The organism is Streptomyces sp. NPDC059649 (assembly GCF_042734445.1).
In the GTDB taxonomy this organism is placed as follows: Bacteria; Actinomycetota; Actinomycetes; order Streptomycetales; family Streptomycetaceae; genus Streptomyces.
In genome coordinates this window covers 1-14,147 of record NZ_JBHWDV010000100.1, presented here as the reverse complement: position 1 = coordinate 14,147, position 14,147 = coordinate 1, and the positions used below count along the sequence as shown (strand labels likewise).

10 protein-coding genes are annotated in these 14,147 nt (G+C 71.9%); 8 read left to right on the top strand and 2 right to left on the bottom strand.

All coding sequences use genetic code 11. The features are described 5' to 3' along the window. Positions 1-367 precede the first annotated feature (367 nt). The 5 genes from ACFV1J_RS39670 (at position 368) to ACFV1J_RS39650 (ending at position 5,858) form a co-directional block, all read left to right on the top strand. Positions 368-1,726: a phosphomannomutase/phosphoglucomutase gene (locus ACFV1J_RS39670; protein WP_385866757.1), complete on the top strand. Its 1,359-nt coding sequence runs from the start codon at positions 368-370 to the stop codon at positions 1,724-1,726. A 119-nt stretch (positions 1,727-1,845) separates the two neighbouring features. After that, complete coding sequence (locus ACFV1J_RS39665) at positions 1,846-2,028, top strand: Trm112 family protein (protein ID WP_385866755.1); 183 nt, start codon at positions 1,846-1,848, stop codon at positions 2,026-2,028. Between the two features lie 77 nt (positions 2,029-2,105). After that, positions 2,106-3,248, top strand: coding sequence for an SIS domain-containing protein (locus ACFV1J_RS39660; protein ID WP_385866754.1), 1,143 nt, complete (start codon positions 2,106-2,108; stop codon positions 3,246-3,248). A gap of 110 nt (positions 3,249-3,358) precedes the next feature. Beyond that, the gene (gene manA / locus ACFV1J_RS39655) at positions 3,359-4,600 is read left to right on the top strand and encodes a mannose-6-phosphate isomerase, class I (protein ID WP_385866752.1); all 1,242 of its coding nucleotides are present in this window, start codon (positions 3,359-3,361) and stop codon (positions 4,598-4,600) included. Between the two features lie 298 nt (positions 4,601-4,898). Next, positions 4,899-5,858, top strand: a complete 960-nt coding sequence (locus ACFV1J_RS39650; protein WP_385866751.1) for a cation diffusion facilitator family transporter — start codon at positions 4,899-4,901, stop codon at positions 5,856-5,858. A gap of 438 nt (positions 5,859-6,296) precedes the next feature. On the opposite strand, the gene ACFV1J_RS39645 is transcribed toward ACFV1J_RS39650, so the two are convergent. Beyond that, a complete protein-coding gene (locus ACFV1J_RS39645; protein WP_385866758.1) occupies positions 6,297-8,561 on the bottom strand; it encodes a fructose-specific PTS transporter subunit EIIC in 2,265 nt (754 codons plus the stop codon). A 722-nt stretch (positions 8,562-9,283) separates the two neighbouring features. On the opposite strand from ACFV1J_RS39645, the gene ahcY reads away from it, so the two are divergent. Beyond that, complete coding sequence (gene ahcY, locus ACFV1J_RS39640) at positions 9,284-10,741, top strand: adenosylhomocysteinase (protein ID WP_385866749.1); 1,458 nt, start codon at positions 9,284-9,286, stop codon at positions 10,739-10,741. A gap of 135 nt (positions 10,742-10,876) precedes the next feature. Beyond that, positions 10,877-11,491 (top strand): hypothetical protein, encoded by a 615-nt coding sequence (locus tag ACFV1J_RS39635; RefSeq protein WP_385866747.1) that lies wholly within the window; start codon positions 10,877-10,879, stop codon positions 11,489-11,491. A 21-nt stretch (positions 11,492-11,512) separates the two neighbouring features. Here the strand turns inward: ACFV1J_RS39635 and ACFV1J_RS39630 are convergent, their stop codons facing one another. After that, entirely contained in the window at positions 11,513-12,682 is a 1,170-nt protein-coding gene (locus ACFV1J_RS39630; protein WP_385866745.1) for an RDD family protein, read from the bottom strand. 115 nt (positions 12,683-12,797) lie between these two features. Between ACFV1J_RS39630 and ACFV1J_RS39625 the strand changes: the two genes are divergently transcribed. Next, positions 12,798-13,805: a stage II sporulation protein M gene (locus ACFV1J_RS39625; protein ID WP_385866743.1), complete on the top strand. Its 1,008-nt coding sequence runs from the start codon at positions 12,798-12,800 to the stop codon at positions 13,803-13,805. Positions 13,806-14,147: the final 342 nt, after the last annotated feature.

Here is a 14,147-nt window from a genome sequence, read left to right as displayed (position 1 = left end):
TTCGTGGACGTAAAGCGAAGCAGTCCACGAACAAGGCCCCGGAGGTCCGTCACCGCACCCAACAACCACCAGCCCGCCGCAGGCGCAACGGCGAGAGGCCCCGCGGCGCCGCAGACAGGTACGTGCGGGGGCGCCGCCAAGCGCAACGGCGAGAAGCCCCGCGGCGGGACGGCCAGGTACGTGCGGGGGCGCCGCAAAGCGAAACGGCGAGAACCCCCGCGGCGGTACAGACTGGTACGTACGGCGCGCCGCCAAGCGCAGCGGAACGGCGAGAAACCCCCCTGGCGGGCCGGCCGACAACGTACGGAGCCGGCCGCAGCGCCCGGTAGGTTGGGGTGTCCCGAACACACCCCAGGAGGACCGGCTCGTGACCGACCTGTCGCACATCGTCAAGGCATACGACGTACGCGGTGTCGTCCCCACTCAGTGGGACGAACCGCTCTCCGAGCTGTTCGGCGCGGCCTTCGTCGAGGTCACCGGCGCGGACGCGATCGTGATCGGACACGACATGCGGCCCTCCTCGCCGGGCCTGGCCGGGGCCTTCGCGCGCGGTGCCGCGGCCCGTGGCGCGGACGTCACCCTGATCGGCCTGTGCTCCACCGACGAGCTGTACTTCGCCAGCGGCTCCCTCGGCCTGCCCGGCGCCATGTTCACCGCCTCGCACAACCCGGCGCAGTACAACGGCATCAAGATGTGCCGCGCCGGCGCCGCCCCCGTCGGCCAGGACACCGGCCTCGCCGACATCCGCGCCCTGGTGGAGCGCTGGTCCGAGGAGGGCGCCCCCGAGCCGGCCGCCACCCACGGCAGCATCACCGAACGCGATGTGCTCGCCGACTACGCGGCCCACCTGCGCCGCCTGGTCGACCTCTCCTCCATCCGCCCCCTGAAGGTCGTCGTGGACGCCGGCAACGGCATGGGCGGCCACACCGTCCCCACCGTCTTCGCCGGACTGCCGCTCGAACTCGACGCCCTGTACTTCGAGTTGGACGGCTCCTTCCCCCACCACGAGGCCAACCCGCTCGACCCGAAGAACATCGTCGACCTCCAGGCCCGGGTCCGCGAGACCGGCGCCGACCTCGGCCTCGCCTTCGACGGCGACGCCGACCGCTGCTTCGTCGTCGACGAGAACGGCGACCCGGTCTCCCCGTCCGCGATCACCGCCCTGGTCGCCGCCCGCGAGCTCGCCAAGCACCCCGGCTCCACCGTGATCCACAACTGCATCACCTCCTGGTCCGTCCCCGAGGTCGTCAGGGAGAACGGCGGCGTCCCCGTCCGCACCCGCGTCGGGCACTCCTTCATCAAGGAGGAGATGGCCAAGAGCGGCGCCATCTTCGGCGGCGAGCACTCCGCGCACTACTACTTCCGCGACTTCTGGAACGCCGACACCGGCATGCTCGCCGCCCTGCACGTCCTCGCCGCCCTCGGCGGCCAGGACGGCCCGCTGTCGCAGCTGGTCGCGCAGTACGACCGCTACGCCGCCTCCGGCGAGATCAACAGCACCGTCGACGACCAGACCGGCCGGCTCGCCGCACTCAAGGCCGCCTACCAGGGCCGCGAGGGCGTCACCCTCGACGAACTGGACGGCCTGACCGTCACCGCCGACGACTGGTGGTTCAACGTCCGGCCCTCCAACACCGAGCCGCTGCTCCGCCTGAACGCCGAGGCCCGCGACGCCGACACCGTCGCCCGGGTCCGCGACGAGGCCCTGGCGATCATCCGCGGCTGACCTGCCCGCACGGGCGGGGCACCCGCCCCGCCCGTCCCGCCACACCCCGCCGAGCAGGCCGCCCCCGCCCCACCGGCGGTACGCTGGCCACGCCGCAACCACCCGAAGGAGCAGCGCCCATGCCGGTCGAAGCCAGCTTGATCCAGATCCTCGCCTGCCCGGCGTGCCACGCCCCCCTCGAGGACCGGACCGGCACCGAACCGGCCGAGCTGATCTGCACCTCCGGCGACTGCGGCCTCGCGTACCCCGTCCGGGACGGCATCCCCGTACTCCTCGTCGACGAAGCCCGCCGCCCCGCCTGACCCGGGCCGCCGGGTCCGCGGGCCCGGCACCGCCCGGCACAACCCGCCCGCACCGGCGATCGGAGGCCGCGCCCACCATGCTCGACGAGTCCCTCCTCGACACCCCCGACGCCTTGGCCGGGGCCGACCGCTTCGGCCTGCTGCGCGGCGTCGCCGAAGCCGGCGCCCGGGCCCGTACCGCCGCCCGCAGCGCCGCCGAATCCGGCATCCCCCAGCTGACCCCCGACGGGCGGCCGCGCGCCGTCCTCGTCGCCGGCCCCGGCCCCGCCGCGGCCGGCGTCGCCGACCTGCTGCGCGCCCTCAGCGGCGGCAGCTGCCCGGTCAGCCTCATCCAGCCCACCGGCGTCGCCCCGCTCCCCGGGGCGCTGCGCTGGACCCTGCCCGGCTGGGCAGGACCGCTCGACCTGCTGCTGCTCGCCGGCCCGGACGCCGACGACCCCGGCCTGGCCGAACTCGTCGAACAGGCCTACCGCCGCGGCTGCGCCGTCGTCGCCGTCACCCCCGCCGGCGGCCCGCTCGCCGAGGCCGTCATCCAGGCCCGCGGCCTCGCCGTCCCGCTCGCCACCACCGCCTACGACGCCGAGTTCGACGTCGAGGGCGCCCCGCCCGCCGCCCCCGGCACCCTCTGGTCCGTCCTCATCCCGCTGCTCTCCCTCGCCGACCGGATCGGCCTGATCAGCGCCCCGCAGGACGCCCTCGGCAAACTCGCCGACCGCCTCGACCACCTCGCCGAACGCTGCGGCCCGGCCATCCCCACGTACTCCAACCCCGGCAAGGCCCTCGCCGCCCACCTCGCCGACGCGCTCCCGCTCATCTGGACCGAGGGCACCCTCGCGCACGCCGTCGGCCGGCACTTCGCCACCGAACTCGCCGGACTCGCCGGCCGCCCCGCCCTCGCCGCCGAACTCCCCGAGGCGCTCACCACCCACCGCACCCTGCTCGCCGGCGCCCTGGCCCCCGGCACCGACCCGGACGACTTCTTCCGCGACCGCGTCGAACAGCCCACCGCGGCCGCCCTGCACGCCCGCGTCGTCCTGCTCCGGGACCAGGAGCCCGGGGCGCTGTCCGCCACCCGCGCCGCCCAGGTCCTCGCCGAGGAACGCGACATCGCCCTCACCGAACTCCAGCCCGGCCCCGGCAGCGATCTGGAGATGGCCGCGGAACTACTCGCCATCGCAGATTTCGGCGCCGTTTACCTGGCGCTCGCCGGCACCGAGTGATCTTTGACGGTCGGCCCGCACACCGGGCCCGGCCGGCCCGCACCCGCGGGCCCGCGTGCCGCACCCCGCGAGCCCGCCCGCCGCCCCGTAGACCTCAGGAAGCTGCACCCATGGACCGCCTCGCCAACACCGTGCGCCCCTACGCCTGGGGCTCCACCACCGCCCTCCCGGAGCTCCTCGGCACCGCACCGACCGGCGAACCCCAGGCCGAGATGTGGATGGGCGCCCACCCCGGCGCCCCCTCCCGCCTCGACCGCGGCACCGGCCCCCGCTCCCTCGCCGAGATCATCGAGGCCGACCCCGAGGCCGAACTCGGCCCCGCCGCGGTCCGCGCCTTCGGCCCCCGGCTGCCCTTCCTGTTCAAGGTGCTCGCCGCCGGCTCCCCGCTCTCCCTCCAGGTCCACCCGGACCTGGCCCAGGCCCGTGAGGGCTTCGCCGACGAGGAACGGCGCGGTGTGCCGCTCGACGCCCCGCACCGCAACTACAAGGACGCCAACCACAAGCCCGAGCTGATCTGCGCCCTCACCCCCTTCGAGGGCCTGTGCGGCTTCCGGCACCCCGCCCAGACCGCCGACCTCCTCGAAGACCTCGGCATCGACGACCTCACCCCGTACGTCGACATCCTCCGCGCCAGCCCCGAGGCGGACGCGCTGCGCGAGGTCCTCACCGCCGTCCTGAGCGCCGAACACCACGCCATCGCCGACACCGTCGAACGCGCCGCCGTCGCCGCCGGCGAACTCGCCGCCAAGGGCGGACCGCACGCCGACGCCTACGCCGCCTACGCCGGCCTCGCCCACCACTACCCCGGCGACCCCGGCGTGCTCGCCGCCATGCTCCTCAACCACGTCCGGCTCCAGCCCGGCGAGGCCCTGTACCTGGGCGCCGGCATACCGCACGCCTACATCAGCGGCCTCGGCGTCGAGCTGATGGCCAACTCCGACAACGTGCTGCGCTGCGGGCTCACCCCCAAGCACGTCGACGTCCCCGAACTCCTGCGGGTGGTCCGCTTCGAAGCCGGCGACGCGGGTGTCCTCCGTCCCGAGGACATCGGCGGAGAAGAGCTCTACGACACCCCCGTCGACGAGTTCCGGCTCTCCCGCTTCGTCCTCGCCCCCGGCGCCGCCCCCCATCCGCTCGCCTCCGCCACCCCCCAGATCCTGCTGTGCACCGCGGGCACGGTCCACCTCCACGGCACCCCGGCCGGCACCCCGGACGGCGCCTCGGCTGGCGCCCCGGCTGACGGACCGGCCGAACTGACCCTGGCCCCCGGCCAGTCCGCCTTCGTACCCGCTGGCGAGCACCTCACCCTCAGCGGGGAGGGCACGCTCTTCCGGGCGACGGTGGTGGCGTAGGGCGGGGGCCGGTGCGCCAGGGTCACCGCGCGCCCGTAATGGCGAATGGCGTGCGTGAGGCCTACGTGGCGCCTCTGCGGTGGTGCAGCGACCGGGACCGGGCCGGGGCCGGGACCGCATGCGGAGTCCGTCCAGGGTGGTGGGAGGGGGAGTCCGTCCGGAATGTGGGACGGGGAGTCCGCCCGGCAGGTGGCCTCCTCGCGTCCGCCGGACGCCGGGCTGCAAGAATGACCGTCGCACAGCATTAAAGGGGCGGTAAAGCGGCGAGCCCCGTCGACGGAAGGGACATGCGGCACTTATGAGCGCATCAGGCGGGACAAAGGCGATCGTTGCGGCGCTGGGCGCCAACCTGGCGATCGCCGCAGCGAAGTTCGTGGCCTTCGCCTTCAGCGGCTCGTCCTCGATGCTGGCCGAAGGCGTGCACTCCGTCGCCGACTCCGGCAACCAGGGCCTGCTGCTGCTCGGCGGCAAGAAGGCCCAGCGCGCGGCCACCGAGGAGCATCCCTTCGGCTACGGCCGGGAGCGCTACATCTACGGCTTCCTGGTCTCCATCGTCCTGTTCACCATCGGCGGCGTCTTCGCCCTCTACGAGGGCTACGAGAAGGTCCACAACCCGCATCCGCTGGAGGGCTGGTACTGGCCGATCGGCGTCCTGGTCTTCGCGGTGATCGCCGAGGGCTTCTCCTTCCGCACGGCCATCAAGGAGTCCAACGAGCTGCGCGGCAAGCAGACCTGGACCCAGTTCGTCCGCCGCGCCAAGGCCCCCGAGCTGCCCGTCGTGCTGCTGGAGGACTTCGGCGCCCTGGTCGGCCTGATCCTCGCCCTGGGCGGCGTGGGCCTCACCCTCGTCACCGGCGACGGCGTCTGGGACGGTATCGGCACGATGTGCATCGGCGCGCTGCTGGTGCTGATCGCGCTCGTCCTGGCCGCCGAGACCAAGTCGCTGCTGCTCGGCGAGGCGGCCGGCCCCGAGCAGCTTGCCAAGATCCGCGCCGCGGTCGTCGACGGCAACGTCGTCACCCGCGTCATCCACATGCGCACGCTCCACCTCGGCCCCGAGGAACTGCTGGTCGCCGCCAAGATCGCGGTCCAGCACGACGACACCGCCACCCAGGTCGCCGACGCCATCAACGCCGCCGAGGCCCGCATTCGCGAGGCCGTCCCGATCGCCCGCGTCATCTACCTCGAACCCGACATCTACGACGAAGCCGCCGCCGCCAAGGGCCCCGACCCGGCCAAGACCCCGGGCGGCCACTGACACTGATCCCCAGGTGCTCGTGACTGCTGCCTGATATCGGATGGGCCCCACACTCCGGCGGAGTGCGGGGCCCATCCGTTCTTTCCAGTCCGTTTCCTGGGAATGCCGTTCCGCTTCCTGGGAATACCGTTCCGCCGCCGCCTTGTTGAGGGTCCCGAGGGGGCCGTCGCAACCCTTACGGGATCTGTTCGCCGGCGCCCTACGGGACTTCCCTGACACCGGAGTTGCCCCCGGAGCTGCCACCGGAGTTGCCCCCGAAGACCGGGAATACCTCCCCGTCGCGGCCTCGTTGAGGGACCCGAGGGGGGCGTCGCAACCCTTACGGGATCTGTTCGCCCCCGCCCTAGTAGGGGACCCCACGCCCGCCCCAACCCCCAGCCCCAGCTCTCCGGCCCCCCTGCCCCCAGCCCTCCGGACCCCCTGCCGGATCGCCTTCCCCTATTGGACCTCCCCGAGAACGCCCAGCAGCGCCTCCGTGTCCGCCGCCTCCTGCAGCCGCGCCCGGAAGTCCGCGTCCATCAGCTTCCGCGACAGCAGCGCCAGGATCCGCAGATGCTCGTCCCCTGCCGCCGCCTCCGGCACCGCGATCAGGAAGACCAGCCGAGCCAGCGTGCCGTCCAGCGAACCCCAGTCGATGCCCTCCGCGGACCGCGCGAACCCGACGACCGGCGCGCTCACCGCGTCCGTCTTGGCGTGCGGGATGGCGATCTTCTCACCGAGCCCGGTCGTGCCCTGCGCCTCCCGCGCCAGCGCCACCCGGACCAGCTCGGCCACGTCCGTCACCCGGCCGGTGCCGGCCACCAGCTCCGCCATCTCACGGATCGCCGCTTCCTTGTCGTCGGCGGCGAGCTGCGTCTTGACGGTCTCCGCGGTGAGGTACCCCGAAAGCACCTCGGTGGGCACATCATCGGGGACACCGTCCGGGGCGTCGGTGCAGGCTCCCGTATCGGTGCAGACTTCCCTAGGGGATTCCGTAGGGGCTGGAGGGGTTCCCGTTCCCGACGACACCACTTCCGACGCCACCGCAGCGGGCGCCGCACCAGACTCGACAGCCGCACCCGACTCGACAGCCGCCGCAGGCCCAGAAGCCACATCATCCCTGGCAGCCCCCGCAGCCCCCGCAGCCCCCGCAGACCCGACAGTCCCAGCCGACGCGGCAGTTCCCGCAGACCCGGCAGTCCCAGCCGACGCGTCACCAGAGGCCACACCAGTCGCAACCAGCTCGGCCACCCCCATCGACTCGCCCCCAGCCTCCGAAGCGCCGCCCGCTGCGCCAGCCGCCCCGCCCTTCCGCCGCTCCGAAAGGTCCACCAGCGTCACCGTCGTCAGAGCCGTGACCACCGCACCGATCACCACGGCCAGGAAGAACGCCGGCACCCCGCCGACCGCTCCCAGCACCGCCACGATCGGCCCGCCGTGCGGCACCGCGTCCGTCACCCCGGTCATCCCCGCGACCGCACCGGCCACCGCGCCACCGAGCATGTTCGCCGGAATGACCTGCGCCGGCCGGGCCGCGGCGAACGGAATCGCGCCCTCCGAGATCCCGAAGAGCCCCATGAACAGCGCCGCCATGCCCGTCTCCCGCTCCTGCTCGGAGTACAGCCGGCGGCGAACCAGCGTGGCCAGCCCCTGCCCCAGCGGCATGACCGGAATCGCCGCGGCACACATGCCCATCACCGTCTGGTTGCCGGACGCGATCAGTCCCGCGCCGAACAGGAACGCGGTCTTGTTGACCGGACCACCCATGTCGAACGCGATCATCAGCCCAAGAATCGCGCCGAGCAGGACCGCGCTCGACCCGGTCATCCCACCGAGCCACCCCGTGAGGTGCGTGAAAACCCAGGCGACCGGCTTGCCGATGACGTAGATGAAGAACAGCCCCAGCACCGTGGTTGCCACGATCGGGATCACGATGATCGGCATGATCGGCCGGACGAATTTCGGGACCCTGACCTTCTTGATCCACAGCACCAGATAGCCGGCCAGGAAACCGGTGACGATCGCGCCGATGAAGCCCGCGCCCGCCTTGGAGTCGTACAGCGCGCCCGTATTGGCGATCCAGCCGCCGATCATGCCCGGCACCAGCGCCGGCCGGTCGCCGATCGCATAGGCGAGGTAGCCGGACAGGATCGGCACCATCAGCGTGAAACCGATGACCCCGACGTCATTGACGTGCTTCCAGAACGAACCGTCCGGGATCACCAGACCGCCGTCCGCCTGCGGATGCCCGCCCAGCGCCAGCGATATCGCGATCAGCAGCCCACCGACCACCACGAACGGGATCATGTAGCTGACCCCGTTCATCAACGCCTTGTACGCGACGCTGCGCTCCTTGCCGCCGCTCCCGGCCGCGGTCGCCGCACCGGACGCCACGCGGTCGCCCGCACCAGCGCCACCGCCGTCCCCGCCCCCGTACACCGGCGCGCTCCGCACCCGCTCGATCAGCTGCTCGGGGTGGTGGATCCCCTCGGCGACCCCGACCGCCAGGACCCTCTTGCCGGCGAACCGGCTGCGGTCGACGTCCTTGTCCGCCGCGATGATGATCCCGTCCGCGTCTCTGACATCGTTGTCAGACAATACGTTCTCAGCCCCGATGGAGCCTTGCGTCTCCACCTTGAGCTCATGGCCGAGCGACCGGGCCGCCTGGGCCAGCTTCTCCGCGGCCATATACGTGTGGGCGATACCGGTCGGGCAGGCCGTCACTGCAAGCAGCTTCAGCCCCTGCCCGTCCGTCCCCGCGCCCTTGGGGGGATCAGCTGGACTCGTGGTCACGTGGTTCTCCTCACGAACATGCGCGGTCCTGCGGGCATGCGCGGTCATGCAGACGTTCCGGTGTCCTCGCGCTCCAGGCATCCTGCACGACGCCCCCGCCTCCGCAAAGCCTTCTCACACCCCTCCCGCACTCCCTCACAAGCCCTGCGGCACCCCCCTCCGCCCCTCGTACTCCCTCCCGCAGCCCCACCGTCCTGACCACCCGACCACTGCACGGACCGCCCCACCACCGGGTACCGCCCCACCACCGCGTACCGCCCCACCCCCGTCAGACCACCCCACCCCCGGCTCGAAGCACCCCCGGCCCCCGGCCCTCAGTCCCGCCCCCCCACACCACTCACCCCCTCCTCGCCCATACCGCACGGAACCGGCCCCTCCGGCCCCCCTCGGGCTGGGGTTCACTGGGCCGATCGGTGTAGATTCGTCACCAGTGCCAGACGTCGCTGCTGATGGCGGTCGGTCGGCCCGCCCCGCGGACCGGCCGAGGGAGAGAGGGCCTCCGACGGACTGCGCTGCGGCCAGGGGACAGGTGTGTCCGGAGAGGCGAGTCGGCCTCTGCGTACGCTCCTTCCGTCAGCTACCGCTGGCGAACCCATGCCCGCGCCGCAGACTGCCCAGCCCGAAACCACGCGACGCTTCGAGGAGCAGCCCGCATGACGACAGCAGCCACCGGCCAGGACTTCAAGGTCGCCGACCTGTCCCTCGCCGCCTTCGGCCGCAAGGAGATCACCCTCGCCGAGCACGAGATGCCCGGTCTGATGGCGATCCGCAAGGAGTACGCCGCCGCGCAGCCGCTGGCCGGCGCCCGGATCACCGGCTCGCTGCACATGACCGTGCAGACCGCCGTCCTGATCGAGACCCTGGTCGCCCTCGGCGCCGAGGTCCGCTGGGCGTCCTGCAACATCTTCTCCACCCAGGACCACGCCGCCGCGGCCATCGCCGTCGGCCCGAACGGCACCCCGGACAACCCCCAGGGCGTCCCGGTCTTCGCCTGGAAGGGCGAGACCCTCGACGAGTACTGGTGGTGCACGGAGCAGGCGCTGACCTGGCCGAACTCGCCCACCGGCGGCCCGAACATGATCCTGGACGACGGTGGCGACGCCACCCTCCTGGTCCACAAGGGCGTCGAGTACGAGAAGGCCGGCAAGGTCCCCGCCGTCGAGACCGCCGAGAGCGACGAGCACCGCTCCATCCTGGAGCTGCTCACCCGCACCCTCGCCGAGTCGCCCCAGAAGTGGACGAACCTGGCCTCCGAGATCCGCGGTGTCACCGAGGAGACCACCACCGGCGTCCACCGTCTCTACGAGATGCAGCGCGACGGCGACCTCCTCTTCCCGGCGATCAACGTGAACGACGCCGTGACGAAGTCGAAGTTCGACAACAAGTACGGCTGCCGCCACTCCCTCATCGACGGCATCAACCGCGCCACCGACGTCCTCATCGGCGGCAAGACCGCCGTCGTCTGCGGCTACGGCGACGTCGGCAAGGGCTGCGCCGAGTCCCTGCGCGGCCAGGGCGCCCGCGTCATCATCACCGAGATCGACCCGATCTGCGCCCTGCAGGCCGCCATGGACGGCTACCAGGTCACCACCCTCGAAGACGTCGTCGAGACCGCCGACATCTTCATCACCACGACCGGCAACAAGGACATCATCCTCGCCTCCGACATGGCGCGGATGAAGCACCAGGCGATCGTCGGCAACATCGGCCACTTCGACAACGAGATCGACATGGCCGGCCTGGCCAAGCTCCCCGGCATCGTCAAGGACGAGGTCAAGCCGCAGGTCCACACCTGGACCCACCCCGACGGCAAGGTCCTGATCGTGCTGTCCGAGGGCCGCCTGCTCAACCTGGGCAACGCCACCGGTCACCCGTCCTTCGTGATGTCCAACTCCTTCGCGGACCAGACGCTGGCCCAGATCGAGCTGTTCACCAAGCCGGAGGAGTACCCGACCGACGTCTACGTCCTGCCCAAGCACCTGGACGAGAAGGTCGCCCGCCTCCACCTCGACGCCCTGGGCGTCAAGCTCACCGAGCTCCGTCCGGACCAGGCCGCCTACATCGGCGTCCCGGTCGAGGGCCCCTACAAGCCCGACCACTACCGCTACTGATACCGAGCCCTACCGCTCCAGCAGCCGGTTGACCCAGGCCCTCGCCACTCACGGCGGGGGCCTGGCCCGTACCGGCCCCCTACCGCACCGCCCCCGACGCACCGAACCGTCGCCGCTCGAAGGACTGCACCCCTCATGCCCCGCGGTCGCTACTCCCTCCACGATCCGCACGATCACACCCCCCTAGGTGAAGAACACTTCCACTGCGCCACCGGCCCCTCCGGCTGGCGTTACGTCTCCCAGATCACCAACCCCTCCGGCGACCACATCGGCTCCGTCGACCTCACCCTCGACGACCTCGGCCGCCCCATCCGACTCGAACTCCACGCCTCTGCCTGGCAGGTGCGCGGCGCCGCTCTGGACGGCGTCACCTGGGTACGCACCGACCCGACCGGCACCCACGCCACCGAAGGCAACGTCCGCGCCCACGCCTTCACCGGCGCGTCCCCCGCCTTCCTCATCGCCACCGCCCGGCTGCTGCGCCCCGCCCTCGGCGCCGGCGCCGTCCGCGCCCGCCTCGTCGCCTTCACACCCCCCGTCCTCGCCCCCCGCACCCTCGATCAGTCCTGGGCCTTGCTCAACAGCACACCACACGCCACTGACAACGCCCCCCTCATCGCGGACGAATACCAGGTCAACGACCTGGAGACCGGCGAACAGCACACCGTCCACCTCGCCGGCGACGTGGTCCTCTCCGCCCCCGGCATCGAACTCGAATCCCTCGAGTCCCCGCCGTCCACCTTCACCTGAGCCGACCGCCGCCCCCGCCCCTCACCTCGGCGGCGCGAACCCCGTACGCGGCGGCCGCGACTCCGACGAGGAGGCCGAGGCAGCCGACCCCGCAGCCGCCGAAGAGGCCGACCCGGAAGACCCCGGCGAAGAAGAAGCAGAAGGAGCGGAAGAGGCAGCCGGCCGGGGAAGGGAAGCCGATGGCGCGGAAGCCACCGAGGGCGACGACCACGAAGAAGGCACAGACGGCGACGACGGCGACGGAGACGACAACGGCGGCGACCAAGAAGCCCCCGGCGAAACCCCAGCCGGAGGGGCCGACGAAGCCGCATACGGCGAGGCGTACGACGGGCCATACGAGGAGGCGTACGGCGAGCCATACGACGCCGAGCCCCCCGCCTCGGCCCCGTAGGACGCCACCCCACCACCGGCCGCACCGGCCGCCCCAAGGCTCGCGGACGCCGTCCCGAACGCCCGCCGCGACTCCCGCCCCTGCCGCTCCCCGGCCACCGCCGCCAGGTACGCCGCCGGATGCACCCCCGCCGGCACCGGCACCCCGGTGAATGCCCGGAGGTCCTCCGCCAGCCGCCCCGCCATCGCCGCTCCGACCTGGGCGTCCAGCTGCCCCATCCGCGCCAGATATTGCCGCACGGTCAGCCACCACGCATCCGGTACCCGCGACAGATCCAGCGCCCCGAGTTCCGCCACCAGCCACGGAGGTGGCGGCGGCAGCGCCGTCCCCACCTCGGCCGCCGGCATCCGCTCCCGTATCACCAGCGTCCCGGCGAACACGTCCCCCACCCGGCGACCCCGCGCCGACACCAGCGAGGCGATCGCCGCCACCACCCCCATGGTGAGCACGATCTCGATGGCCCCCATGGCGCCCCGCACCAGCGCGTGCCGGAACCGGATCGGCCCGCCGTCCTCCCTTACGACCCGCAACCCGCAGATCACCTTGCCCAGCGACCGACCGTGGCTCAGCGTCTCGATCACGATCGGAATCCCGACCTGCACCAACAGGAACGTCGCCACCGACACGGCGGCCACCGCCGCACTGTCCATCGACGACGTCGCGCTGACCAGCACCATCGACACCGCTATGTAGACACTCCAGCCCACGGCCACATCGACCGCGACCGCCAGCCCCCGGCTCGGCAGCCTCGCCGGCCGCAGCCCCAACACCACCGCTTCACCCGTGACGAGCTCACTCACGCCGCGCCCACTCCCTCTCGCTCCCCGAAACCCCGCCCGCACCACGCCGGGCCCGGCCAGTCTGCCAAGCTGACTCCGCACTCACCCACTACGGCGCTACGAGGAGCGACCCCGTATGGACCTCGATGTCTTCATCGCGGCACACCGCGCCGAATGGGACCGACTCGACGCGCTCCTGCACCGCAAGCGCCGTCTCACCGGAGCCGAGGCCGACGAACTGGTCGCGCTCTACCAGCGCACCACCACCCACCTCTCCCTCCTCCTCTCCAGCGCCCCCGACCCCGCGCTGACCACCCGCCTGACCTCCCTCGTGGCCCGCGCCCGCAGTACGGTCACCGGGGCCCGCAAGTCCTCCTGGCGGGACACCGCCCGCTTCTTCACCACCGCCTTTCCGGCAGCGGTCTACCGCCTGCGCCACTGGTGGATCCCCACCGCGGTCCTCTCCACCGTGGTGGCCGCGCTCCTCGGCTGGTGGATAGCCGCCCACCCCGAGGTCCAGGCGGCCATCGGCGCCCCCGACGACCTCCGTGCCATGACCCGCCCCGGTGGTGAGTACGAGACCTACTACTCCAGCCACCCCGCCGCCTCCTTCGCCGCCCAGGTATGGACGAACAACGCCCAGGCCGTCGCCATGTGCCTGGTACTCGGTGCCTTCCTCGGCCTCCCCGTCCTCTGGATCCTCTTCCAGAACATGCTCAACCTCGGTGTCGGCATCGGCCTGATGTCCTCGGCGGGCCGCCTCGACACCTTCCTGGGCCTGATCCTTCCGCACGGTCTCCTGGAGCTGACCGCCGTCTTCATCGCCGCCGGCATCGGCCTCCGCCTCGGCTGGACCCTCATCGATCCGGGCCCCCGCACCCGACGTGCCGCCCTCGCCCAGGAGGGCCGCTCGGCCCTCGGTGTGGCCATAGGACTCGCCGCCGTCCTCTTCGTCTCCGGCGCCCTCGAAGCCTTCGTCACCCCCTCGGGCCTGCCCACCTGGGCCCGCATCGGCATCGGCACCGCCACCGAGCTGGCATTCCTGCTCTACGTGCACGTGCTGGGCGGCCGCGCGGTACGCGCCGGCGCCACCGGCGACGTCGATCCCGCTGACCGCGACGCCACCCTCCCCATCGCCGCCTGATGTGCGCAGAGCCCCGCTGACCTGCTAATCTCCTCTTCGCCCCGGCGACCGTTGACACGAGCAGCCGGGGGAGGTAGATTCGAACGGTTGCAACGAACTGGACAAGTTCATCAGCGACGGTTAGTCTCTTCTCCGCTTCGCTCAGAATCCTGAATTCGACGAAGCGCAACCGACCACTTACCGGAAGCCCCGGCCGATTCAATTCGCCCGAAACGCTTCTGATAAAGTCGGAAAAGCCAAATGGCAGCCCCTCCGACGGGGAATCGGAAACGAATTCGGACCGGCAACGGAACGAACAAGATCTGATAGAGTCGGAAAGGCCGAAAAGCGAAAGCGAAGCGG

Excerpts from the sequence above, each read along its gene's own strand:
- ahcY (WP_385866749.1), top strand. The coding sequence starts at position 9,284 with ATGACGACAGCAGCCACCGGCCAGGACTTCAAGGTCGCCGACCTGTCC.
- manA (WP_385866752.1), top strand. The coding sequence starts at position 3,359 with ATGGACCGCCTCGCCAACACCGTGCGCCCCTACGCCTGGGGCTCCACC.
- ACFV1J_RS39660 (WP_385866754.1), top strand. The coding sequence starts at position 2,106 with ATGCTCGACGAGTCCCTCCTCGACACCCCCGACGCCTTGGCCGGGGCC.
- ACFV1J_RS39650 (WP_385866751.1), top strand. The coding sequence starts at position 4,899 with ATGAGCGCATCAGGCGGGACAAAGGCGATCGTTGCGGCGCTGGGCGCC.
- ACFV1J_RS39635 (WP_385866747.1), top strand. The coding sequence starts at position 10,877 with ATGCCCCGCGGTCGCTACTCCCTCCACGATCCGCACGATCACACCCCC.
- ACFV1J_RS39625 (WP_385866743.1), top strand. The coding sequence starts at position 12,798 with ATGGACCTCGATGTCTTCATCGCGGCACACCGCGCCGAATGGGACCGA.
- ACFV1J_RS39665 (WP_385866755.1), top strand. The coding sequence starts at position 1,846 with ATGCCGGTCGAAGCCAGCTTGATCCAGATCCTCGCCTGCCCGGCGTGC.